Here is a 24,498-nt window from a genome sequence, read left to right as displayed (position 1 = left end):
ATGAGTCAGGTACTAAACGATCTTTTAGCATTGCTGAAGTTAGAAAAAATAGAACAGGGGCTGTACCGTGGCCCTAGCCAAGATCTTGGTTTTAAAGCTGCTTTTGGTGGTCAAGTTATGGGACAAGCGCTATCTGCTGCAAAAGAAACCGTTGCAGAAGATAGGCAAGTGCACTCGCTGCACTCATACTTTTTAAGGCCTGGCGATGTTGATCACCCGATTGTTTATGATGTAGAGAACATTCGTGATGGCCGCAGTTTTAGCACCCGCAGAGTTAAAGCGATTCAATTTGGTAAGCCGATATTTTATATGACTGCTTCTTTTCAAGTGGATGAAGAGGGGGTGACTCACCAAGCGGCGATGCCTAATGTACCAGGCCCTGAAAAGCTGCCATCCTCATTGGATGTTTATCGCGAACACAAAGAACTGATCCCGGAAAAAATTCGCAATAAAATTATTTGTGACAAGCCAATTGAAATGCGACCGGTTAATTTTCAAAATCCGTTTAAGCCAGAAGTAACCCTTGCTGAGCGCTATGTATGGTTTAAGGCTAATGGTGATATGCCAAATGACCCGCGAGTACATAAATATTTGCTGGCATACGCTTCTGATTTTGAATTTTTACCTACAGCGTTACAACCGCACGGTTTGTCATTTTTACAACCGGATATGCAAGTAGCCACCATTGACCATGCGATGTACTTTCATCGTCCATTCCGTTTAGATGAATGGATTTTGTATGCAGTAGATAGCCCTTCTGCCAGTGGTGGTAGAGGGTTGGTGCGAGGGCAGTTCTTTAATCAAAAAGGTGAGTTAATTGCCTCGACGATTCAAGAAGGCGTTATTAGAAAATATGGATAAAAAAGGCGGTGTATACCGCCTTTATTTTTGTTGCTGATAACGGCTAGTCTTCAAGTGCACTGGCAATACTTGGATTAAGCTGTTTTAGAATGATTTGACTCAACTGCTTCGTTGCCTCATTGCCCGTGATGCACCCTTGTTCGCAATCATCAATTATGTGGTTTTGCTTAAGTGTGCTAATAAAGCCAGACAATACTTTTTTATCAAAAAACTCTGGTGTATCGATACCAAATAGCTGTGCAAGCTGTTGCGCAAAGTCTTGGCTTTGCGTTTCAAGCTGGTCGCGCGAAATGCTGTCACTTGCCAGAATTAGTTTAATTACGCTGGCATAGCGAATTAATGTGCACTGGATAAAGCGTGCTAACAAGTTAAGCTGAGCTAGAGACTTGCTGCTAGGGTTAACTGAAATCGCATCGTTTTCAACGGTTAATAACCCAATACCGCTCAAGGCTGCAAGTGAGTCATTTAGATACGTTTCGCAGTACGGTTGCATAAACCACTCCTGTTTAAAGAGCGGATATAACGCGTTAACTTGCTTGATTAGCTGGTCGCGAGAAATGTGTTTTTGGCTAATTAAAATTGAGCTAATTAGACTTGGTACTGCGAATAAATGGAGTACGTTATTGCGGTAGTAGTTCAATAATACTTTTTGCGTGTCTTGAATACGGATTACTTCAACTCGCCCTTGCGTAATCACTTCAAACTTATCTAACGTGAGTGCGTGTTCAAGCAGCTCTTCAGCACTTTTGTTTGGCACACTGACATCTTTGCTGTAAGGCGCTAATTCAAGCAATCTCAGGTAGTTTGTCATACAAGCAGTGAGCTCGTTACGCGTCATCGCTTGTTTTTCGGTGTTTAACAAAATTAATGAGATTAAAGTAACGGCATTGATCGCAGCCGCATTGTTAATGTTGACCATCACTGAATCAGCAAGTTTGCCAACCATTGGCGTTAGCCAATTAGGCTTTTCATCTGCAGCAATGCTGTCGCGCCAATTTGACTGGTGCTGGGTAAGGTATTGATTAATGTTGATTGGTTCGCCAAAGTTTACATTACCTTTGCCGTAATTTTTGAGCTTACGTAATGTTTTGAATACACCCAGTACGGATTCATTTTTCTTTTTTTGTCCAGCAAGTTCACCAAGGTAAGTGTTTACTTCCATTACATGCTCGTACCCAATATATACAGGCACGATTGAAATTGGACGATCAATACCGCGCAAAATTGATTGTAATGTCATCGCTAACATACCGGTTTTAGGTGGAAGTAAACGGCCAGTTCGGCTGCGGCCACCTTCTGTATAAAACTTAACAGCGTAGCCTTTTATAAATAACTGGCTTAAGTATTCACGGAACACTGCGGAATAAAGCTTGTTGCCTTTGAACGAACGGCGTAAGAAAAAGGCACCACAGCGTCTGAATATTGGGCCTGCAGGCCAAAAACTTAAGTTTATACCTGCTGCAATATGCGGTGGCACATAACCTTGATGATAAATAACATAAGTAAGTAATAAGTAATCCATATGGCTGCGATGGCAAGGCATATAGATGATTTCGTGGCCTTTGTCGGTCAGCTCTTGAATTCGTTCCGGGTTATTTACTTCGATACCATTGTATAATTTGGTCCACAGCCACGTAAGAATGCGTTCAGAAACACCGATCATTGACTCGTTATAGTTGGCAGCAATTTCATCAACCAGTTTTATGGCATTTTGCCGCGCTTCAACAATTGAGATATTTTTACTTTTTGCTTCATCTTCAATTGCGGCTTTGACTGTGCTTGAAGCTAAAAGACCTTGATACAACTGATCACGAGATGGCAGTTTAGGACCAAGCGCAGCGAGCTTCTGACGTTTAAAGTGAACACGGGCAACACGAATGAGTTTATGCGGTAAATCATCACTTTGTTGCTTACTAGTAAGTTGCGATAGTTCTAATGGACGACTAAAACGAATTAAGTTGTCGCGGCCAGACAGTAATACCACAAATACTTTACGCAACCAGCTTGGTGTAAGAGAACTGGATAAAATAGTGCCAAGGCCTGGCTTTTCCTTGCCTGGATTGCGTCCCCATAAAATGGTTACAGGAATAACTTGTAAATCGGTAACGTCAGATTGCTTTAACGCTGCAAATATCTCTTCACTGATTTCGAGCGCTGGGCTGTCTTTTTTGGCTTTGCCAAACAGTGGCGAGCGATGATGAATTGGAATGTACCTTGGAACTTGCTTATCACCAATTTGCTGTGTGACCTGAGGGTCTGGTAACCCGAGTTTTTTACAAGTATTGCGTAACGCGGCTGAATCAGAAAAAGAATTTAATAATGTGATGTAAACGGTCGGCTTGTTTTTGTCTATTGCTAGGTTGTCTAAAGGGTGTTCAGGTACTATTTTCGAACGCACTAAAAGCTTGTTCATACCGTTTGCAAACCACTGAATCATAGAGCCAACCAACTTCATAACACCAACCTAAAAACAAAAGGGGCGCTAGCATACCAGTTAACTCTAAAAGATTAAATAACTGGTCGTGCCAGAGGAAAAATAAAGCAATTTACTGCGATGATTTTTGATTTGCAGCAATTATCGTCTGTAACTAAGCATAGTGCTAATTATCAAATAATTAATAGTTGCGAAATAAGAATAACTGTATATACTCACAGTTATATGTACTGTATGGAAAACCAGTGAATGAGACCATTAACAAAACGTCAGGCACAAATCTTAGAACTTGTTAAAGTATTTATTAAAGATACTGGCATGCCGCCAACGCGCGCAGAAATCGCATCGACACTCGGTTTTAAAAGTGCAAACGCTGCAGAAGAGCATTTAAAAGCATTAGCCAAAAAAGGCGTAATTGAAATGGTGCCCGGCGCTAGCCGCGGTATTCGTTTAGTGGAAGAAGATGAACCCGAGCAATTAGGTTTACCGTTAATTGGTCAAGTTGCCGCAGGTTCACCTATTTTGGCTAATGAGCACATTGAAAGCCATTATCAAGTTGATCCTAACCTATTTAACCCATGTGCAGATTTCCTACTGCGTGTACGTGGTGAGAGTATGAAGGATATCGGCATTATGGACGGTGACTTGCTCGCTGTTCATCGCACACCTGTGGCTAACAATGGTCAAGTGGTTGTAGCCCGTGTTGATGAAGATGTAACTGTAAAGCGTTTTGAAAAAGCAGGCAAACAAGTACTATTACATGCAGAAAATGATGAATTTGACACAATTAAAGTCGATTTAGAGCATGACCATTTTAATATCGAAGGCCTTGCGGTTGGTGTTATTAGAAATGCCGACTGGATGTAATACACTACTTTTGACCTTGGCTAGTGAGTAGCTTTACTAGCCTCAACCTGCTTTTAAACCCCCTGTTTCTTACTATAACCCCTTCTATTTTTACATCTTCAAAAATCGCTAACTTATAGATTTATAAAAAATTTATCTTAAATTTGACTTGCGTAAAATTTAATCGTTTACTAGACCTTAGTAGTAACCTTGTTTTCTTTTTAAGCAAAGGGCGGCTTTTAGAAAACAAATATAATAAAGAAAATGGAGTGATGCTGTAGTGCGTCGTGCGATTTAATCGCTAAAACTTTCACTGACCATTTCCTAACAACATAATAATAATTAGCTAAGGAGCGAGCATGAGGCTAGTGAAACTATCCTTATGGTTACTATTGAGCTTTCCTTTTTTAGCAGTTGGGACGAGTCAATATAACTTACCTGTTGGGGTGACAGACATCAGCCGTGATGTCTACGAGCTCCATATGACAATTTTTTATATCTGTTGCGTTATTGGATTAGTGGTATTTGCCATTATGTTTTGGGCAATAATCCATCACCGCAAATCAAAAGGAGCAGTGCCTGCTCAATTTCATGAAAGTACTAAAATTGAAATACTCTGGACCGCAATTCCATTTGTTATTTTGATTGGTATGGCAGTGCCTGCGACCAAAACCTTGATTGCAATGGAAGACACCACCAAAGCTGATCTAACGATTAAAGTTACAGGGTCACAATGGAAGTGGCATTATGAATATCTTGACCACGATGTGTCGTTTTATTCTGTTCTTTCGACTCCTCGTGAACAAATCACCAACCTAGATCAAAAAACAGAAACCTACCTGTTAGATGTTGATAAACCGCTTATTATTCCAAAAGGAAAAAAAGTACGCTTTTTAATGACGTCGGACGACGTAATTCACTCTTGGTGGGTACCTGAGTTCGCTGTTAAAAAAGATGCGAACCCAGGCTTTATTAACGAAGCGTGGACTAAGGTCAATGAGACCGGTATTTATCGTGGTCAGTGTGCTGAGTTGTGCGGAAAAGACCATGGCTTTATGCCAGTGGTTGTTGAAGTTAAAGAGCCTGCTGAATTTGATCAGTGGTTGGCAAATGCGCAGCTTGAAAAAGCGCAAGCAGCGGCCGCAGAAAAAGCATCACTTGACCTCACACTATCGCAAGATGAGCTAATGACGCTAGGAGAGCAAGTGTATATGGCTAATTGTGCTGCGTGTCACCAACCTACAGGAATGGGATTACCTGGTGTGTTCCCAGCGCTAAAAGATAGCCCGATAGCACTTGGCGATGTTAAAGCACACATCGATATTGTGGTTCATGGCAAGCCAGCAACAGCAATGCAAGGCTATAGCAAAATGTTGTCACTAAAAGAGTTAGCGGCAGTAGTGACCTATGAGCGAAATGCTTGGGGTAATAACACTGGCGATTCAGTGCAACCAAGTGATATTCAAGAATCTGTGGGAGAAGCACAATAATGACAACACTAGCTGAATCTCATCACCACCATCATGCGCCAACAGGACTAAAACGTTGGCTATTTACAACTAACCATAAAGATATCGGTACGCTTTATCTGTTATTCGCCCTGTTAATGTTTTTAACGGGTGGCGCAATGGCACTGGTTATTCGTGCCGAATTATTTCAACCAGGCTTACAATTTGTAGAGCCACACTTTTTTAACCAAATGACTACAGTTCATGGCCTCATTATGGTTTTCGGTGCAGTTATGCCTGCGTTTACTGGCTTGGCAAACTGGATGATCCCTATGATGATTGGCGCGCCAGATATGGCACTACCGCGCATGAATAACTGGAGCTTTTGGATTCTACCATTTGCGTTTTTCATTCTGCTTATGTCGTTATTTATGGAAGGCGGCGGCCCAGCTTTTGGTTGGACGTTCTATGCGCCACTATCAACCACATATAGCAATGATAATACGGCACTATTCGTCTTCGCTGTGCATATCATGGGTATTAGCTCAATTATGGGAGCAATAAATGTAATTGTAACCATAGTGAATATGCGCGCACCGGGCATGACGTATATGAAATTACCGCTGTTTGTATGGACGTGGTTAATTACTGCATTTTTATTAATTGCGGTGATGCCGGTACTTGCTGGGGCAGTGACTATGGTGCTAACTGATAAGTACTTTGGCACAGATTTCTTTAACGCGGCTGGCGGTGGCGACCCAGTAATGTTCCAGCATATTTTCTGGTTCTTCGGACATCCTGAAGTTTACATCATGATTTTACCGGCGTTTGGTGTTATCTCGACGATTATTCCAGCGTTTTCACGCAAGAAACTGTTTGGCTATGCCTCAATGGTATATGCCACAGCATCAATCGCGTTTTTGTCGTTTATTGTATGGGCGCACCATATGTTTACTACTGGCATGCCATTGGCGGGTGAGTTGTTCTTTATGTATAGCACCATGCTGATATCTGTGCCCACGGGGGTAAAAGTTTTCAACTGGGTAGCGACAATGTGGCGCGGCTCCATTAGTTTTGAAGTGCCGATGCTGTTTTCCATTGCCTTTATTGTGCTTTTCACCTTAGGTGGATTCTCTGGTTTGATGTTGGCAATAACACCGGTCGATTTTCAGTATCACGATACTTACTTTGTGGTTGCTCATTTCCATTATGTGTTGGTAACGGGGGCTGTATTCTCGATAATGGCAGGGGCTTATTATTGGTTACCAAAGTGGACAGGCAACATGTATCACATTGGTCTTGCTAAAACCCATTTTTGGTTATCGCTAATTAGCGTAAACATTTTGTTCTTCCCAATGCACTTTGTGGGCTTAGCAGGTATGCCGAGGCGTATTCCTGACTATGCACTGCAGTTTGCTGATTTTAATGCATTGATCAGTATTGGTGGGTTTGCCTTTGGTTTATCTCAATTACTTTTTGTTGCCGTTGTTTATAAGTGTGCAAAGGGTGGCGAAAAAGTACCTGCCAAAGTGTGGGATGGAGCCGAAGGGTTGGAGTGGGAAGTTGCATCACCTGCACCTTATCATACGTTCTCTGAGCCGCCGGAAGTGAAGTAATGAATAACGTCAAGCTACTCAAAAAGCTAATCTTAACCAGTTTATTAATGTTTGCGTTTGCCTTTGCTCTGGTGCCACTTTATGACGTTTTCTGTGACATCACAGGATTGAATGGAAAGCCTAATATGGAGCAGGCACAAGTGAGTGCGCAAAGTGATGAATCGCGCAGTGTACGCGTTACATTTATCACACATGCGCAAGCTGGTGCACCGTTTAAAGTCAAAGCCAAACGCTACAGTGTTGACGTTAGCCCAGGTGAAATGGAGCGCATAGAATTTATTGCGCAAAACCTTTCGAGTAGCAACAAGATAATGCAAGCCGTACCGTCAGTAGCACCAGGTCGGGCGGCTAAATATTTACATAAAGTGTCTTGCTTTTGTTTTAATCAACAGCCGCTGACAAGTAAAGGCTCAGCGGATTTACCATTGCTCTTTTACCTCGACGAAACCTTGCCAAATGATATTCATGAAGTGACCTTGTCGTACACCATTTACGATATTACAGCAGATGTTGAAGGTAAAGTTGCAAGCAATAGCAAGCGCGATGGAGAGTTAGTCAATGAAAACTCAATATGAAAAATATTATGTACCTGAGCAAAGCCAATGGCCGATTGTGGGTGCTGTTGCTCTGTTCTTAATTGCCATCGGAGCTGGCTTAGCGGTAATGCAAACTGCAAAGCAGCAAGGAGGTTTTGGTTTTCACATTTTAATCTTAGGCATTGCGGTTTTACTTTATATGCTGTTTGGTTGGTTTAAAAATGTGATTGATGAATCTCAAGGTGGGCTTTATTCATCGCAAATGGACCGCTCGTTTAAGCAGGGGATGGCGTGGTTTATTTTCTCTGAAGTGATGTTTTTTATGGCATTTTTTGGAGCGCTATTTTATGCCCGTACATTTGCTGTACCGTGGCTCGGTGGTGATAGCAATAACGCGATGACAAACGAAGTGCTATGGCCATCATTTGAAGCCGTATGGCCTTTAGTTAGTACGCCTGGTGGTACAGAAACGCAAGTAATGGGTTGGCAAGGTTTACCACTTATCAACACTATTATTCTTTTAACCTCATCGGTGACTTTGCATTTTGCACACACCGCAATTGAGCATGGTAAACGTACGCAGTTAAAAGCAATGCTTGGCTTTACTATTGCTTTAGGGGCGATATTTTTAGCGCTACAAGGTGAGGAGTACGTTCATGCGTATCAAGATCTAGGTTTAACACTGGACTCAGGTATATATGGCAATACGTTCTTTTTGCTAACTGGCTTTCACGGTATGCACGTCACGTTAGGCACGCTCATTTTACTTGTCGTATTTATACGAATTTTAAAAGGGCACTTTAGTGAAGAAAAGCACTTTGCTTTCCAAGCTGCAGCTTGGTATTGGCATTTTGTTGATGTTGTATGGTTGTGTTTGTTTGTATTTGTTTACGTACTTTAAAGGTCAATAACCACTAACCAACAGTGTAGGGATTGCTGTTTGGTGTGATGATGCCAAACAGCATTGCCAGCAAAATAATCATCAGAACAATTGCAGAAAATAACACTCGGCGCCCTAAATAATGGGACATAGAGTTTGCAGCAGCGTCGCTTTTAAGCATACAAAACAGTGCTTTAAACAAACTAAAAACGATGTAAAACAATAAGAATACGATAATTAATTTTATCAACATAAGTTTAGGGAGTTTGCTATATGCGGTTAATCCAGAATAGTGCAAAAAGCATCACTCTGCTAGTGTGTACAACAACTGTCGCATTAATATGCGCGAGTTTAGCTGTGTGGCAGTATCAAAGATCACAGCAAAAAATAACGATTATTAAAAAACTAGATCAGCTTAGCCAGCAAGGGGTTATTCCTTGGTATCAGCTCGCTAGTTTACCAAGCGATTGGCTTGCAACGGGCCTTAAAGTATCACTATCAGGCGAAGTCTCTTCACAGTTTTGGTGGCTTGATAATCAAGTGGTTAATAGCCGTTTTGGTTACGACTTGATCATTGCCGTGAAACCAAAAAACTCTTCACGCTGGTGGCTGGTTAATCTTGGCTGGTTTGCGGGCTCATTAAATCGAGAGCAATTACCAGAAGTAAGCTTGCCTCAGCAACTAACACTCACCGCTTTATTAAAGGTTGGTAACTTTACCAGCTTTAACTTGGTATCAAATGATCTTGAATTACGCCAAGGACAACGGTTGCAATACATTACGCCAGAGTTTGCTGCAAGTGCGCTCCAGCAGCCATTCGCGCCATATATTCTTTATGCGCAGCCGGACAGTGCGCTGGGCGAATTTCATTACCAAGTTATTAATATGTCGCCAGATAAACACAAAGCGTACGCCTTGCAGTGGATTTTACTCGCTCTCGCTGCGATTGTGATTGGTGCGGCTATGTATCGAAAAGGAAGTGCACATGAATAAGACTCTTGGACTTTTTATTATTTGTTTTTTAGCGCCAGCGTTAACTGCTTTTTTGGCGTTAAAGTTTGATTGGCTTGAACCCGCACAAACTAATTTCGGGCATTTTGTTGAAAATGAACAAAAAATTGAACAGTGGCCGGCGGAATCTCAACTTAAATGGTCGCTCGTTACTTTATCGGAAGAGGTTTGTGCGCAACATTGCGAAACTCGAAAGCAACTAATTAAAAATGTGTTTGATGTGCTTGGTAAACATAATTTATATGTTGGGGCATTTTCCCTTTCGAGCAGCCAGCAGGCATTGCAGCTGACCAATTTAACTGCACATGAAAATGCTGTTACACAACTAGAAAATCAAACACTTGCTATTGAATCAGATGCAATTTATTTAGTCGATCATCACGGTTTAATAGTGCTTGAGTACCCCGTTAATTATCAGCTTCAGTCAGACAATAATATGAAACGCGGGCTTATTAAAGACCTTAAAAAGCTGCTCAATTATAGCCGCAGTAGAGCATAGGAGGCGCGAATGAATCAATATCATAAAATTGTACTGTTTGGCTGTATTTTTGCGTTTATTGTGGTGGGATTAGGTGCATATACGCGACTTAGCGATTCGGGCTTAGGCTGCCCTGATTGGCCAGGGTGTTATGGTTTTTTAACTGTGCCAAATGAAGTGCATGAGCTAGAAAAAGTCGAAACACATTTTCCAACACATGAGGTCGATCAAGGAAAAGCGTGGAAAGAAATGATCCATCGCTATTTTGCCGGCACGCTGGGCATTATTATTTTGCTTATTGCGATAATGGCGTTTAAGCAACGGCAGCACCGATTAGCGCCAGTCAAGTTACCGTTATTAATTTTGGGGCTAGTCGTATTTCAAGCTGCGTTAGGCATGTTAACAGTCACGATGAACTTACAGCCACTCATCGTAATGGGGCATTTACTCGGTGGCTTTACGATTATGAGCTTGTTGTTCTTGCTCTATATTAGGCTTACTACAGAACGCATCCCAGGTGGAGATTCAGGCGCAAAACCGCATTATGGCTTGGCAATAATCGCATTGTGCTTCGTTGTTTCGCAGATTGCATTAGGTGGATGGTTAGCGGCAAATTACGCGGCCTCACATTGTGCAGATTTCCCTTTGTGTGGAGCCAGTACATTTGAGCGTTTTTCATTTACGAGTATTTTTCAATTACCGAATGATCACGCCAGTTATGAGTTTGGAGTGTTGTCGGCTGAAGCGCGTATGTCGATTCACTTTTTCCATCGTATCTGGGCTATGGTTACTACGTTTGTGGTGCTTTGGGTTGGTTTTAAAATTCTAAAAGATTGTTATTCAACAGTAATAAAACGAGCTGTTTATCATATTTGGGTGGTGTTGTTTTGTCAGATAGGGCTGGGAGTTAGCTTAATTTTGATGCATATTCCGCTCAATATTGCGCTTATTCATAATATGACAGCAGTGTTGCTACTTTTAAGCTGCGTTCGGCTTGCATATCTCATTAAAAGCAAGTGCTAGGGAGTCAACTATGACCAGTTATGTTTTACAATTTCAGCGCTCACTAAGCGCTAAAGTTCATGAATACTTAGTGCTTTGTAAACACAAAGTTGTGATGTTACTAGCGCTTACCGCTGTGGTTGGACAAGGTTTGGCACCCTATGTTGGGCGAAGCTTGCTAGAGCAGGTGTTAACCATAGTAGGTATCGCATTATTAGCCAGTAGTGCTGCGGTGATTAACCATATTGTTGATAGCGATATAGATAAAAAAATGAAGCGCACGGATTCGCGCCCTGTCGCAACCGGCAGTGTGACCAATCGTCAGGCGTTTGTCTTTTCAATGACGCTGTTAGTTATTGGGTTTTGCATGTTAGTTGCTTACGCAAATTGGCTGACCGCTTGGCTTACCTTAGTTGCTTTAGTCGGATATGCGTTTATTTATACGCTGGTATTAAAAAGGCGCACGCCACAAAATATTGTGATCGGGGGTTTTGCTGGCGCGATGCCGCCGTTGCTGGGGTGGGTGTCTGAAACTGGCTCAATGTCTGCAGAACCATGGTTATTAGTGATGATAATTTTCACTTGGACACCACCGCACTTTTGGGCGTTAGCCATTGATCGTAAAAAAGATTATGAAAACGCAAAAGTCCCCATGTTGCCAGTAACGCATGGTATTGAGTTCACCAAAACAATGGTGTTGTTATATAGCGTTTTATTGACATTGGTTTGTGTTTTACCGTTTTTAATTGGTATGTCAGGAAACTTTTATTTAGCGGTAAGTGTGTTACTCAATGGTGTATTTATGTACCGTGCTTGGGAGTTAAAATTTGCTGCCAAAGAAAAGTCTGCGATAAAGCTATTTATCTATTCCATTTGGCAACTTATGATACTATTTATCGCACTATTTATTGATAAGTGATTGATTTAAATGAGTCAATTTAAGCTTTTAATTGTTATATCTTTAATTTTTATGGTTTTGGGTTGCGGCCCAAAATCACCTCCGCAAACAAGCGCATTACTCTATCAAGAGGCTAAGATTGTTAAGCCATTTGTGCTGCAAGACCAAAATGGCCAACAGGTTACTAATCAAAACTTAAAGGGCAACTGGACGCTATTATTTTTAGGTTATACAAGTTGCCCAGATATTTGCCCAATGACGTTGGCAAAATTAACTCAGATAACAAAAGAGTTATCGCCTAACTTTGCCATAAATGTATGGTTTGTATCGGTTGATCCTAAGCGTGATAACGCAGAAAAACGCAAGCTGTACATTGATTACTTTAACCCCGATTTTACTGCTGTTTCAGCAGAGCATAAGCATTTATTTCCATTTGTTCGAAACCTAGGTTTAGTGTACGCCATTCATGATGATGGTGAGTCGGAAAATTACACAGTTGACCACAGTGCATCCGTCACGCTAGTCGACCCAAATGGTGCCGTTAGAGCCATTTTTAAACCTGAATTTGCCAAAGGCAAAGTACCGTTAATTAATCAAAGTGAAATGACACAAGATCTGACCTCAATTATTGGGTACTACAGCAATTAGTATCGATTTATGATCTGCTAACGCATTAATTAGCTTTAATTAAATCGATATTATTTTGGCAAATTTTCATTCTGGGTCTACGCTTAATTTTAAGCGAACAAGGAAAGAAAATTATGTATCAGTTACCTGCTGAGCTTGTCATAAACTCAGTTTCTGAGCTTAAAGAATCTCTTTTAGATTTATTATCGAAACAATCGAGTATTGATCTGGATATTTCCTCGGTTACTCGCGCTGATACCGCTTCAATTCAACTACTCTGTTCGTTGCAAAAAAATCTAGCGGAAACTCAGCATCAAATTACGTGGCATGGCAAAAGTGATGCGTTATTTGCTGCAGCAAAAACATTGGGAGTGCAAGATTTTCTTGCCTTATCAGAACAATAATTTGGGGTCTGTATGAAAAAGATTTTGGCGGTTGATGATTCTGCATCAATGAGACAAATGGTTGGTTTTACGCTTAAAAAAGCCGGTTTCGATGTAACAGAAGCGAAAGACGGAAGCGAAGCGTTAGAAATCGCTAAAGGCAACAGCTTTGATGCGGTTATTTCCGATGTGAATATGCCGATTATGGACGGCATTACACTTATTCGAGAATTAAGAGCGCTACCTGCCTACAAGTTTACGCCTATGCTAATGCTTACTACTGAATCGGGACTGGATAAAAAAACCGAAGGTAAAGCCGCTGGCGCCACTGGATGGATCGTAAAACCATTTAATCCAGATCAGTTATTAGCAGTTATTAAGAAAGTCATCCGATAAATCAGGAGGCGGCATGAGCATAGACTTAAGCCAATTCTTTGAGGTTTTCTTTGAAGAGAGCCTTGAAGGTTTGGATGTCATGGAATCGGAGTTACTCAACCTCACACCTGGTGATGTAGATAACGAGACGATTAATACTATTTTCCGTGCCGCGCATTCTATTAAAGGCGGAAGTGGAACCTTTGGCTTCACACATGTTTCCGACTTTACTCATGTTTTAGAAACGTTATTAGACCAAATCCGTGAAGGCAGCAGAGAATTAACCGCCGAACATGTGAATCTGCTTTTGCAGTCGGTTGATTGTTTGCGCGAAATGTTAGGTGATTTACAAAATAATCAAGAAACAGACCTAACGACGGCAATTCAGTTAAAAGAAAAGTTTGAGGCAATTTTAGCGGGTGAGTCACAGCCAGCTAGTACACCAGCAGCTACAAAAAGTAGCAACGATAATCCACCGGTGGAGCACGGTGCACTTGATACCTACGAAGTGATTTTTAAGCCGCAACATCATTTATTTAAAACGGGTAATGAGCCCATTTATTTGATTGAAGAGTTGGCAGAACTAGGTCAGCTCGACGTATCTGTGAATTTAGATGATGTACCTGATATTCATAACCTTGCGGCTGACGAATGTTTTTTAAATTGGTGCTTTTATCTCGAAACCGATAAAGGCGAAGAGGCGATAAAAGAAGTATTTGAGTGGGTTGAAGATGATGCCGAAATCACTATCACCTTGTGTGGCGGATTGTTTGGTGACGACCCCGTAGAATCTGAATCAGAAGATGTAAGTGAGCAAGTTACTGAAGAGGCTCCAACGCCAACAGCTGAAAGTAAAAGTGACAAACCTGCGCCAGCAGCAAAAGCATCTGCGAAAAGTGGTTCCACCGAAAGTACGTCAATTCGAGTCAGCATTGATAAAGTAGACTCACTAATTAACATGGTTGGCGAGCTGGTAATTACTCAAGCAATGCTTACACAGCTTGGTGAAGGAGAAATTACCGAAAACAAATTAATGGCCTTGCAAGAAGGGCTTGCACAACTTGCTCATAACACACGTGATTTACAAGAAAGTGTGATGCGAATTCGCATGCTGCCAATCAGTTTTGTATTTAGTCGCTTTCCCCGTTTAGTGCGAGACACATCGCAAAAACTAGGAAAAGAAGTCGAACTAAAACTCCTTGGTGAGCAAACTGAGCTTGATAAAACAGTAATGGAAAAAATCTCAGATCCTATGGTGCACTTGGTGCGAAACTCACTGGATCATGGCCTAGAAACGCCAGAGCAGCGGGAAGAAGCGGGTAAGCCAAGAGTTGGCACCGTTACACTTAATGCATTTCATCAAGGCGGTAACATAGTTATTGAGATTATGGACGATGGTGCTGGCTTAAATACACAAAAAATCAAACAAAAAGCGATTCAAAACGGCCTAATTAGCGATTCAGACGACTTATCGGATGATGAAATTAATGAGCTAATTTTTATGCCCGGTTTTTCAACCGCAGATGAAGTGAGTGACATCTCTGGCCGCGGCGTGGGTATGGACGTAGTAAGACGGAATATCCAATCGCTTAATGGCTCAATTGAGGTTACTTCAGAACAAGGTATTGGTTCAACCTTTACGATTCGCCTACCGCTTACTTTAGCTATTTTAGATGGTCAGTTAGTGACCGTTGCTCAACATACTTACATCATTCCGCTGATTTCTATTGTGGAGTCATTACAAATTGATCTGAAAATGGTGAATTGCGTGGGCGGCGGCTTAAACGTTTTACGCTTACGCGATGAATATATTCCTATTTTACGATTACATAAAATCTTTAATCACAGCGGTGCAATTGAAGATCTTGATAAAGGCCTGCTGGTTATTGTTGAAAGTGACAACCAAAAAGTCGGGTTATTAGTTGACGATTTACTGGCACAACAACAAGTCGTCATTAAAAGCTTGGAAGCTAATTATCAGAAAGTAGAAGGGGTCTCTGGCGCAACTATTTTAGGTGACGGAAGAGTATCGCTAATTATTGATATTACTGGGCTAATCAAATTAGCGGGCCTGAAAAAAGCAGGCACTTCTGAGCTTGCAATTGAGCCGATAGAAAGTGAGGAAGCTTGATGGAAGCGATAGCAAATGATCTTCTCGAGTCGAGCGAAGAGAATCAAGAAGAGAATATCTGCCAATTTCTGACTTTTATGATGGCAGATGAAGAATATGGTGTGGATATTCTCGCAGTGCAAGAGATCCGTGGTTGGGAAGAAATAACTCAAATTCCCAATTCGCCAAGTTATGTCAAAGGTGCCATTAATCTGCGCGGCACAATAGTCCCTATTATTGATTTGCGGGCGCGATTTGGCTTGCCGCAGGTGCCGTATAGCTCAGTGACTGTAGTAATTGTGGTCAAAGTTGACCTAGAAAGTGGCGACAAAATTATGGGATTAGTGGTGGATGCAGTATCAGATGTTTACAGCATTTCAGAGTCTGACGCGCGCGATGTGCCTGATGTAACTAATACTGAAAATACTGAGTTTGTTCATGGTCTGGTCAATGTCGGTGAAAAAATGGTTGTGTTGTTAGATTTAAAACGGGTGTTGAATCTTTCTAAAGAGCCGGACTAATAAAAACAATAGCTCATCAACAGGTGAGTACTAAGCGAGTGTAAAAGCCGATGATGAAATGCAATCAAATAAAAAAGGGTGGAGATTGATATGTGGTGGTCTAGCAAAACACCAGACGCAGCATCTGGGAAATCTGAGAGTGATTTAATCTTAGCAGCCTTAAGTCGATCTCAAGCTGTGATTGAGTTTAATCCTGATGGTACTGTAATTACGGCTAACACCAACTTTTTAAATGCGTTGGGATATCGCTTAGAGCAAATTCAAGGACAGCATCATCGCATGTTTGTACCCCCTGCACATGCCAATAATGCTGAGTATAGCCAGTTTTGGGCTCGGCTAACGCGTGGCGAGTTTATCTCCGGTGAATTTAATCGTATTAATGCCGAAGGCAAAGAGATTTGGATTCAAGCGTCATACAACCCTATTGTCAATGAACATGGTGTTGTTACTAAGGTTGTAAAATACGCAACGGATATCACAGAACGTAAACTGACTGCTGCGGACTCCGAAGGGCAGCTAAAAGCAATTCGTAAATCGCAAGCCGTAATAGAGTTTAATCTCGATGGCACAATCATTACAGCAAACGATAATTTTTGCAGTGTTATGGGTTATCGATTAGATGAGATTGTTGGCAAACATCATAGTATGTTTGCAAAGTCAGAATACGCTTCGAGTCAAGACTATAAAGATTTTTGGCAAAAATTGAATCGCGGTGAGTTTTGTACTGGTGACTATAAACGAATTGGCAACGGCGGAAAAAATGTATGGATTAAGGCGTCTTATAATCCGATTTTTGATCCGAACGGTAAGCCCGTTAAAGTTGTGAAATATGCGAGCGATATTACAGAGCAAAAAGAAGCAGAGTTTGAAGCGCGTTTGGCCGCCAACCGTGCAAACGCACTTAAAGTGTGTCAAGCAAATGTAATGATTGCAGACAATGACTTAAAGATAGTTTTTATTAACGATGAAAACTTAAAAATGCTTAAAGGTCGCGAAGCGTCAATTCGTAAAGTATTGCCAAATTTTGATGCTAATAATTTAATTGGGCAGTGTGTTGATGTTTTCCATAAAGATCCAAGCCATCAACAAAAAATGCTAGCTGCGCTTAAAGATGTGTATCGCACCAGAATCACGGTTGCTGAATTAACCTTCTCACTTATCGCAACACCTTGGCTGAATACCGAAGGTGAACGCATTGGTACCATTGTAGAATGGCAAGATTTGACCGATGAATTGGCAGCGCAAAGAAAAGCAGAGGCAATTGCCGCTGAAAACTCACGAGTTCGCCAAGCACTTGATACGGTTAATACCAACACAATGATTGCTAATGCGAGCAATGAAATTGTGTATATGAATAGTGCTGTGTTAAATATGATGCGCAATGCCGAATCTGATATTAAGCGCGATTTACCTAACTTTAATGCGTCGTCATTAATGGGTTCAAATATGGATGTATTCCATAAAAACCCGGCACATCAGCAACAAATGATAGAGCGTCTGACATCAACGTATAGCACTGAAATTTTGGTCGGCGGCCGCACTTTTGCGCTTACTGCGAATCCTATCTTCTCCGACAATCAAGAGCGTTTGGGCACGGTTGTGGAATGGCTAGATAGAACTGCTGAGGTGGCAATTGAGAAAGAAATTGACGAGCTTGTAACCGCGGCATCGCAAGGTGAACTAGATACGCGTATCGATCAATCGGGTAAACAAGGTTTCTTCTTAAATCTTGCGCAAGGGCTTAATAGGTTAGTTGAAATATCCGAAGAGGTAATCACTGAAGCAGCAGAAATGCTTGATGCCATGGCGCATGGTGACTTGACCAAGCGTATTCAGAGCGATTACCTAGGCTCATTTGATAAGTTAAAACGCGATGCAAATACAACGGCAGAAAAGCTGACCGAAGTGATAGAGAAAGTTAGCGTGTCTTCTAATCTTGTTGCCAGTGGCGCGGAAGAAATTTCGCAAGGTAATACTGATTTAAGTCAGCGAACCGAAGAGCAAGCGTCGTCATTAGAAGAAACAGCTTCAAGTATGGAAGAGATGACCAGCACCGTTCGCCAGAATGCCGATAATGCAAAAGTTGCGAATGAACTAGCCAACGACACCCAAGTAAAGGCTAAACAAGGTGGAGAAGTGGTTGAGCGTGCGGTAGAAAGCATGGCCGAAATCAATCAAGCCAGCAAGAAAATTGCAGACATCATAGGTGTTATTGATGAGATTGCATTCCAAACTAATTTACTTGCACTGAATGCTGCAGTAGAAGCTGCAAGAGCAGGTGAGCAAGGACGAGGCTTCGCAGTTGTGGCTGGTGAAGTGCGAAATTTAGCACAACGTTCAGCCGCTGCAGCTAAAGAAATTAAAGAGCTAATCCGAGACAGTGTGAGCAAAGTTGAAGACGGAACGCTACTGGTGAATGAATCAGGTAGTACGCTGCAAGAGATAGTTGCCTCAGTACAACGAGTAACAGAAATGATTGCTGATATAACGGTAGCATCGGAAGAGCAAAGCTCGGGTATTGAGCAGGTTAACAAAGCCATTACGCAAATGGATGAAATGACTCAGCAAAATGCCGCGCTTGTAGAGCAAGCCTCTGCGGCGAGTGAATCCATGGCTGAACAAGCAAATGGCATGCGTCAGTTATTAAGTTTCTTTAATACTAGTGGCAATCATAGTATTGAGTCTCCGATGATTACACCGCGACCCGCTGCAAAAAGCGCCCCAAAAGTTGCTTCGCGTAATGAGCGTTTGCAAATAACCTCGGCTCCATCGGGCGATGATTTCGCCGATAGCAGCGAAGAGTGGGAAGAGTTTTAACAGTTCGTTAAAGCTAGGCCGAGGTTTCTGCTTAGCTTACTCTAGGAGTCATTGTGGCGAAGGAATTTCTGCTAACAGATCAAGAGTTTGAATTGATCGCAAAAATGGTTTACGAAGCCTGTGGTATTGTGCTTGGTAGCCATAAACGTGAAATGGTTTATTCTCGTTTGGCGCGCCGTATTCGTGCATTAAATTTGGCAAGTTTTGCACAGTATATTACTTACCTTGATCAACATAAGCGTGACGAGTTTAGTCATTTTATTAATGCAATCACTACTAATTTAACTTCATTTTTTCGCGAACCGTATCATTTCGATTTTTTGCGTGAAACGCTTATTGCTCAAATTCTTGAACGTAATAAAAGCTCAAGGCGAGTAAGAATATGGTCAGCGGGTTGTTCTACAGGTGAAGAGCCTTATACGATAGCGATGACTTTGGCTGATAAGTTTCCGTCTAATTGGGATGTGAAGATATTAGCAACGGACTTAGATTCAAATGTACTGGCGAAAGCAAGCGCGGGTGAATACGCAGAAAACTCAATTACAGGCTTAGATAACGGCCTAAAAAAACGCTTTTTTCTGCGTAATAAACAAAGTGGCCTGTTTAAAGTAAGGCCTGAACTAAGAGACAAAATTTACTTTAAGCGACTTAATTTATTACAAGAGTGGCCTATGAAAGGTGAATTTGACGTGATCTTTTGTCGTAATGTTGTGATCTACTTTGATCAGCCAACAAAAGAACTGTTATTTCAACGCTATGCTGCTCAGCTATGTTCGCAAGGGCATTTATTTTTAGGTCATTCAGAAAGTATGAATAAGACACAAACGGAATTTGTAGCGCTTGGTAAAACCATGTACAGGAAGGCACTTTGAACGAGAATTTTAAGCAGTGCCTAAACGGCTTTGAAAACATAAAACGTTATTGGGATAGAGGTCGTGACGCCGTTGTCGCGAAAATTTTACCCGGCGAAGTGTATGTTACTAAACAAAATGAATTAATTTCTACGGTGCTGGGCTCGTGTATATCAGCATGTGTTTATGACTACAAAATGGGGATAGGCGGCATGAATCACTTTATGCTTCCGGCAAATAATAATGCAAGTATTGATAGTCTAAGCTGTCGCTATGGTAACTGGGCGATGGAGTTTTTGATTAATGAAATTATTAAAAACGGTGGCAATCGCGATAACTTTAAAATTAAAATTTTTGGTGGTGGTAAGATAATTCGCGGAATGGGCGACATTGGCGAAGGTAATATTATATTTGTGTCGCAATTTTTAAAAAACGAAGGGTTGCAAGTTGAGTCCCATGATGTTGGTGGGCCTTGGCCGCGAAAAGTGCTGTTTAATCCCACTACAGGCAAAGCACAGGTAAAAAAACTTCGAAGTATGCATAACGATACAATTCAACAACGTGAATTTAAATATCTTCACGAAATTGAAGAGCAAGATACGCATACTGATATCGAGCTATTTTAGGAATTAAGATGATCAGGGTTTTAGTAGTTGATGACTCACCATTGATTCGAGCGGTACTGACAGAGGTCTTACAGCAAGCACAGGATATTGAAGTAATTGGTACGGCAAATGATCCGTATCAAGCGAGGGATTTAATTAAAAAGCTTAATCCAGATGTGCTAACGCTCGATGTAGAAATGCCAAAAATGGATGGCGTGAGTTTTTTAAAAAACTTGATGCGACTAAGGCCGATGCCAGTTGTAATGATTTCGACCTTAACTCAGCAAGGCGCACCGATAACGCTCGAATGTTTAGAATTAGGAGCCGTTGATTTTGTTGCCAAACCAACACAACAAGTTGGTGACAAACTGCATGGCTACGCGCAAACCTTACACGAAAAAATAAGAGCGGCAGCAAAAGCTCGTGTACGAGCGATAAAACCCGTAACTACTCCTGTGACGAGTGTGGTTACGGGTACTTTTGATAATGCTAAGCTGGTGGCAATTGGTGCATCAACTGGTGGCACTGAGGCAATTAAAGAAGTGTTAACTGGCTTGCCTGAGCAATTTCCGCCAATTGTTATTACTCAGCATATTCCACCTGTTTTTTCTGCTTCGTTTGCAGAGCGTATGGATCGTTCAGTTGCGTTAACAGTTAAAGAGGCGGAGGATGATGAAGAAATTAAGCCTAATCATGTTTATATCGCACCTGGCGATTACCACTTAGCAGTGGTGAGCAAAGGCACGAAACTGATGTGTAAAGTGGTTCAATCTGCACCTGTTAATCGTCATCGCCCTGCTGTCGATGTATTGTTTAAATCAATTGCTAAATTAAACTTGGGTAAAAAAGTGTGCGCGTCGTTACTTACTGGCATGGGGGCTGATGGTGCCGCTGGTTTGTTAAAGCTAAAAGAGTGTGATGCGTATACTTTGGCACAAGATGAGGCGTCGAGCGTGGTTTGGGGTATGCCGCGCGCTGCAGTCGAATTGGACGCAGCGCAAAAAGTTCTTAGTTTAGATTCGGTTGCAAATGAAATTGCAACTTGGGCAAAAAAATAATTCTGCTATTCAGTTATCACGAAAGGGTGAGATAACCAGTAAAATCGGCCCGCTTTAGATTTACTTGGCGCAGTACAATTGTAACGCGAACGTCCTTTGTTTAGCTCACCTTCACTTTGCACGGTAACTTCATTTTCACTTTGCCAAGTAATTTTGGCTGTGTTGCCGCTGATAAAACAATTGAATTGCGAATTGTTAAAGTCTCTCTCGGTAAAGGTTAATCTGAGTACTGGTGTCGTGTTGGTTGTAACCGATTGTGCTTTTAGGTTAAATGAAAACGGCAGACTTGCGATTTTTGTTTTTAACGTGTCTAAATTGGCATAAACCCCTGATGCCGGAAAGCGCGGCACGCGCGTTAAGTCGGTACTTAACCCAACAGCGCCTGAATGCTGACCAATACCAACATAGCCCAACTCTTTTACTAACGTTTGTAATTCACGATTAAATTCACCATAGGGATAGGCGACATACTTAAAGTTGTGGCCAATCTCCTGCTTAATACGTTGTTCAGAATGCGTGATATCGTTGCGTATTCTCTCTCGCCATTGCTCAAGTGACTCGTTATTTTCGCGGATATGCAAGTAATCGTGCTTTGCGCTGTGGTTTGCAATGTATGCACCTTCTTTCGTCAGTGCTTTTAGCTGCGGCCACGTCATCACATAGCTTTTACCTTCGTCTATCAGTTGTGGGTTTACAAAAATGGTATAGGGATAGTTAAAGCGCTTTAAAATGGGGGCTGCTTGCGTGAAGTTATTAATAAATCCATCGTCAAATGTGAGTGCAACTGTTTTGTCAGGTATACTCTTTTGCTCTTTAACTGCTTCAATAATGTGCTGAAGTGGAACAACACTATAATTATTATCTTTTAAATAACTTAAGTGGGCGCTGAATTCATTTTCAGATAGGCTTGTCACACGTGGTAAAGTTTCTGATACATGGTGATATTGTAAAATCACAGCGGCATTAGCAAACGTAAAATAACAGATTAACCATAATCCAATAAATAAATGAAAAACTTTTTTACTCGTCATAAATCGTTCCATGTTGGGCTGCTAATACTCGCTTGGCCGATGATTATATCAAACATTAGTGTACCACTTCTCGGTTTGGTAGATACAGGTGTAATCGGCCACCTCAGTGACGCTAGCTTTTTAGCCGGCGTGGCACTTGGCAGCATGGTTATCAATTTACTTTTTTGGCTCGCAGGTTTTTTACGTATGAGCACAACCGGCTTGGTTGCACAGGCTTACGGCAAAGACAGTAAAAATGGTTTGCTGCAAGAGCTAAAACGCGCAGCACTGTTTGCGTTCGCTGTTGCGCTATTGTTACTAGCAATAAGCCCTGTGTTCAGCCATTTTATGGGGCTGTTTTTATCGGGAAGTGATGCCGCGATAAAGCACGCACAAACGTATTTTAATATTCGTATTTTTAGCGCGCCTGCCGCATTACTCAATATGGTGTTATTGGCGTGGATGTTAGGCACACAATACAGTAAAGGCACGTTAATGATCGTGCTGGTGACCAATGTCGCCAATATTGTGCTCGATATTGTATTTGTAGTGGGTTTTGACTGGCAGGTTGAAGGTGCTGCACTTGCTTCGGTATTCGCCGATTACATTGGTTTATTTGCCGCTTTGTTGCTACTTAAAGCGCGTTTTACTAAACATGGATTATCGTTCTCCGCGCTTTTTAAAACATCACTCGACGGCCTATCGAGTGCGCTTAAGCTAAATCGAGATATCTTTATTCGCTCATTGTTTTTGCAGCTTTGCTTTGCCTTTATGACTTACTATGGCGGCTTTTTAGGGGATGCCACACTTGCTGCAAATGCTGTATTACTTAATTTTTTATTATTAGTAAGCTTCGCTTTAGATGGCATTGCCTATGCTGTAGAAGCTAAAGTGGGCCAAGCAAAAGGACGAAAAAAGGCGCAAGCGATTCATATTTGGGTTGTTATCGGCCGCTTTTGGGCTTTTATGTTTGCTTGTTTATACAGTGTAATGTTTTTGCTGCTAGGTAGCTGGATTATCAGTATGTTAACCGATCTGCCTAATGTGTTGGCGACCGCCGAGAAGTTTCTAATTTGGTCTATTATTTTGCCGCCAATTGCTAGTTTTTGCTTTTTGTACGATGGCGTGTTCGTAGGTTTAACCCGCGCAAAAGAAATGCGTAATACCATGATTTTTTCAGCACTTGTTGGCTTTGCGGGAGTATTTGCCATTAGCTACCCTTTGGGTAATCACGGGTTATGGCTGGCAATGACGTGTTTTATGGCGTTAAGAGGATTAACGCTGGCTAAAAAATATCACGATTTTTGGCGCTCTCGTCAGCTTTTGCAATAACTTGTGAAAAGCGATTAGCAAAAATACCTAAATAGCCGTAAATGGCAAAGTACAGCGCGATAGGTAGTAGAACAAGCCCTGCTATTTGAAAATAATGACTGTTGAAGTAGCCATAAACAATTAAGCTGGCAGCAATAAAAAACAAGCCTAAACCGCTGAAAAAGCGTTTTAGGCTTGTTTTAGGTTCTTGACCTAGTCGGTAGACTAGATGTTTGAACTTAGTAATATGAATGCTCGCCAGACTGGTGTTCAGTAATGTCACGTACACCTGTGATTTCATCAAACTTAGCAACCATTTGCGTTTCAATGCCGTCTTTAAGTGTTACATCAATCATTGAACAACCATTACAACCACCACCAAACTGGACTACGGCAATACCGTCTTTGGTGATTTCAACTAAGTTAACCTGACCACCGTGATTCGCTAGTTGTGGGTTAATTTCTGTTTCAATCATATGTTGCACACGCTCTTGCAGTGACGCGTCATCACTTAGCTTCTTCGCTTTTGCATTTGGTGCTTTAAGCGTTAGTTGCGAGCCCATTTTGTCAGTAACAAAATCAATATCGGCTTCTTCTAAAAACGGTGCGCTTTCTTCGTCAACAACGGCATCGAATCCATTAAATGGTAACTTAATGTCCGTTTCTTCAACGGCATCTGCCGGACAATATGACACGCCACACTCGGCTTGTGTTGTACCTGGGTTAACCACAAAAACGCGAATGTTAGTGCCTTCAGCTTGATCTGCTAGCAGTTTGGCAAAGTGGCTTTGTGCTGCCTCAGAAATGGTAATCATAATTC

Annotated in this window: 25 protein-coding genes; 20 read left to right on the top strand and 5 right to left on the bottom strand. The window is 41.6% G+C overall.

The annotated features are described in order from the left end of the window. Nucleotides 1–861 (top strand): acyl-CoA thioesterase II, encoded by an 861-nt coding sequence (gene tesB / locus AN214_RS02240; RefSeq protein ID WP_054978233.1) that lies wholly within the window; start codon nt 1–3, stop codon nt 859–861. A gap of 43 nt (nt 862–904) precedes the next feature. Here the strand turns inward: tesB and plsB are convergent, their stop codons facing one another. After that, on the bottom strand, nt 905–3,316 hold the full coding sequence (gene plsB / locus AN214_RS02235; RefSeq protein WP_054978232.1) for a glycerol-3-phosphate 1-O-acyltransferase PlsB: 2,412 nt from the start codon (nt 3,314–3,316) through the stop codon (nt 905–907). A gap of 228 nt (nt 3,317–3,544) precedes the next feature. Here plsB and lexA point away from each other — a divergent pair, with 228 nt between their 5' ends. The 5 genes from lexA (at nt 3,545) to AN214_RS02210 (ending at nt 8,642) form a co-directional block, all read left to right on the top strand. Further along, nucleotides 3,545–4,162, top strand: coding sequence for a transcriptional repressor LexA (gene lexA, locus AN214_RS02230; RefSeq protein ID WP_054978231.1), 618 nt, complete (start codon nt 3,545–3,547; stop codon nt 4,160–4,162). A gap of 338 nt (nt 4,163–4,500) precedes the next feature. After that, nucleotides 4,501–5,631 carry a cytochrome c oxidase subunit II gene (gene coxB / locus AN214_RS02225; RefSeq protein WP_054978230.1) on the top strand — a complete coding sequence of 377 codons (1,131 nt, stop codon included), beginning with the start codon at nt 4,501–4,503 and terminating at the stop codon, nt 5,629–5,631. Beyond that, nucleotides 5,631–7,205 (top strand): cytochrome c oxidase subunit I, encoded by a 1,575-nt coding sequence (gene ctaD, locus AN214_RS02220; RefSeq protein ID WP_054978229.1) that lies wholly within the window; start codon nt 5,631–5,633, stop codon nt 7,203–7,205. The genes coxB and ctaD overlap by 1 nt, the downstream gene beginning before the upstream one ends. After that, nucleotides 7,205–7,780, top strand: a complete 576-nt coding sequence (locus AN214_RS02215) for a cytochrome c oxidase assembly protein (RefSeq protein ID WP_010561496.1) — start codon at nt 7,205–7,207, stop codon at nt 7,778–7,780. Before ctaD ends, AN214_RS02215 begins: the two co-directional genes overlap by 1 nt. Then, the gene (locus tag AN214_RS02210; protein WP_054978228.1) at nt 7,764–8,642 is read left to right on the top strand and encodes a cytochrome c oxidase subunit 3; all 879 of its coding nucleotides are present in this window, start codon (nt 7,764–7,766) and stop codon (nt 8,640–8,642) included. Before AN214_RS02215 ends, AN214_RS02210 begins: the two co-directional genes overlap by 17 nt. Nucleotides 8,643–8,655: 13 nt before the next feature. Here AN214_RS02210 and AN214_RS02205 read toward each other — a convergent pair whose 3' ends face one another. Continuing rightward, nucleotides 8,656–8,874, bottom strand: coding sequence for a DUF2909 domain-containing protein (locus AN214_RS02205; protein WP_010561498.1), 219 nt, complete (start codon nt 8,872–8,874; stop codon nt 8,656–8,658). Between the two features lie 20 nt (nt 8,875–8,894). On the opposite strand from AN214_RS02205, the gene AN214_RS02200 reads away from it, so the two are divergent. From AN214_RS02200 to AN214_RS02140, 13 genes are all read left to right on the top strand, one after another. After that, complete coding sequence (locus AN214_RS02200; protein ID WP_054978227.1) at nt 8,895–9,614, top strand: SURF1 family protein; 720 nt, start codon at nt 8,895–8,897, stop codon at nt 9,612–9,614. Then, nucleotides 9,607–10,131 (top strand): hypothetical protein, encoded by a 525-nt coding sequence (locus tag AN214_RS02195; RefSeq protein ID WP_054978226.1) that lies wholly within the window; start codon nt 9,607–9,609, stop codon nt 10,129–10,131. Before AN214_RS02200 ends, AN214_RS02195 begins: the two co-directional genes overlap by 8 nt. Before the next feature lie 9 nt (nt 10,132–10,140). Beyond that, a complete protein-coding gene (locus tag AN214_RS02190) occupies nt 10,141–11,133 on the top strand; it encodes a heme A synthase (protein ID WP_054978225.1) in 993 nt (330 codons plus the stop codon). 10 nt (nt 11,134–11,143) lie between these two features. Then, nucleotides 11,144–12,031, top strand: coding sequence for a heme o synthase (gene cyoE, locus AN214_RS02185; protein ID WP_054978224.1), 888 nt, complete (start codon nt 11,144–11,146; stop codon nt 12,029–12,031). A 9-nt stretch (nt 12,032–12,040) separates the two neighbouring features. Then, nucleotides 12,041–12,658, top strand: coding sequence for an SCO family protein (locus tag AN214_RS02180; protein WP_054978223.1), 618 nt, complete (start codon nt 12,041–12,043; stop codon nt 12,656–12,658). Nucleotides 12,659–12,771: 113 nt separating this feature from the next. Beyond that, on the top strand, nt 12,772–13,041 hold the full coding sequence (locus AN214_RS02175; protein ID WP_010561504.1) for a lipid asymmetry maintenance protein MlaB: 270 nt from the start codon (nt 12,772–12,774) through the stop codon (nt 13,039–13,041). Between the two features lie 12 nt (nt 13,042–13,053). Beyond that, the gene (locus AN214_RS02170) at nt 13,054–13,416 is read left to right on the top strand and encodes a response regulator (RefSeq protein ID WP_010561505.1); all 363 of its coding nucleotides are present in this window, start codon (nt 13,054–13,056) and stop codon (nt 13,414–13,416) included. Nucleotides 13,417–13,429: 13 nt separating this feature from the next. After that, a complete protein-coding gene (locus tag AN214_RS02165) occupies nt 13,430–15,526 on the top strand; it encodes a chemotaxis protein CheA (RefSeq protein ID WP_054978222.1) in 2,097 nt (698 codons plus the stop codon). Next, nucleotides 15,526–16,026, top strand: a complete 501-nt coding sequence (locus AN214_RS02160) for a chemotaxis protein CheW (RefSeq protein WP_054978221.1) — start codon at nt 15,526–15,528, stop codon at nt 16,024–16,026. Before AN214_RS02165 ends, AN214_RS02160 begins: the two co-directional genes overlap by 1 nt. A 90-nt stretch (nt 16,027–16,116) precedes the next feature. After that, nucleotides 16,117–18,843 (top strand): methyl-accepting chemotaxis protein, encoded by a 2,727-nt coding sequence (locus AN214_RS02155; protein ID WP_054978220.1) that lies wholly within the window; start codon nt 16,117–16,119, stop codon nt 18,841–18,843. A gap of 53 nt (nt 18,844–18,896) precedes the next feature. Then, nucleotides 18,897–19,715: a protein-glutamate O-methyltransferase CheR gene (locus AN214_RS02150; protein WP_082428463.1), complete on the top strand. Its 819-nt coding sequence runs from the start codon at nt 18,897–18,899 to the stop codon at nt 19,713–19,715. Beyond that, nucleotides 19,712–20,320, top strand: a complete 609-nt coding sequence (cheD, locus tag AN214_RS02145) for a chemoreceptor glutamine deamidase CheD (RefSeq protein WP_054978219.1) — start codon at nt 19,712–19,714, stop codon at nt 20,318–20,320. The genes AN214_RS02150 and cheD overlap by 4 nt, the downstream gene beginning before the upstream one ends. A gap of 8 nt (nt 20,321–20,328) precedes the next feature. Continuing rightward, nucleotides 20,329–21,357 carry a chemotaxis response regulator protein-glutamate methylesterase gene (locus tag AN214_RS02140; protein WP_054978218.1) on the top strand — a complete coding sequence of 343 codons (1,029 nt, stop codon included), beginning with the start codon at nt 20,329–20,331 and terminating at the stop codon, nt 21,355–21,357. Between the two features lie 5 nt (nt 21,358–21,362). Here AN214_RS02140 and AN214_RS02135 read toward each other — a convergent pair whose 3' ends face one another. Continuing rightward, nucleotides 21,363–22,388 (bottom strand): polysaccharide deacetylase family protein, encoded by a 1,026-nt coding sequence (locus AN214_RS02135; RefSeq protein WP_200911107.1) that lies wholly within the window; start codon nt 22,386–22,388, stop codon nt 21,363–21,365. Here AN214_RS02135 and AN214_RS02130 point away from each other — a divergent pair. Next, nucleotides 22,365–23,699: an MATE family efflux transporter gene (locus AN214_RS02130; protein WP_200911106.1), complete on the top strand. Its 1,335-nt coding sequence runs from the start codon at nt 22,365–22,367 to the stop codon at nt 23,697–23,699. The genes AN214_RS02135 and AN214_RS02130 overlap by 24 nt on opposite strands. Here AN214_RS02130 and AN214_RS22930 read toward each other — a convergent pair. Together AN214_RS22930 and nfuA are read right to left on the bottom strand one after the other, a co-directional pair. Then, nucleotides 23,653–23,925 carry a hypothetical protein gene (locus AN214_RS22930; RefSeq protein ID WP_082428466.1) on the bottom strand — a complete coding sequence of 91 codons (273 nt, stop codon included), beginning with the start codon at nt 23,923–23,925 and terminating at the stop codon, nt 23,653–23,655. The genes AN214_RS02130 and AN214_RS22930 overlap by 47 nt on opposite strands. Beyond that, a complete protein-coding gene (gene nfuA / locus AN214_RS02120) occupies nt 23,918–24,493 on the bottom strand; it encodes a Fe-S biogenesis protein NfuA (RefSeq protein WP_010561515.1) in 576 nt (191 codons plus the stop codon). The genes AN214_RS22930 and nfuA overlap by 8 nt, the downstream gene beginning before the upstream one ends. Nucleotides 24,494–24,498 lie beyond the last annotated feature (5 nt).

The sequence above is a fragment of the Pseudoalteromonas sp. P1-9 genome (genome assembly GCF_001399975.1).
In the GTDB taxonomy this organism is placed as follows: domain Bacteria; phylum Pseudomonadota; class Gammaproteobacteria; order Enterobacterales; family Alteromonadaceae; genus Pseudoalteromonas.
Note: the sequence above shows the minus strand (reverse complement) of the source record. Positions and strands in the feature narration are given on the sequence as shown.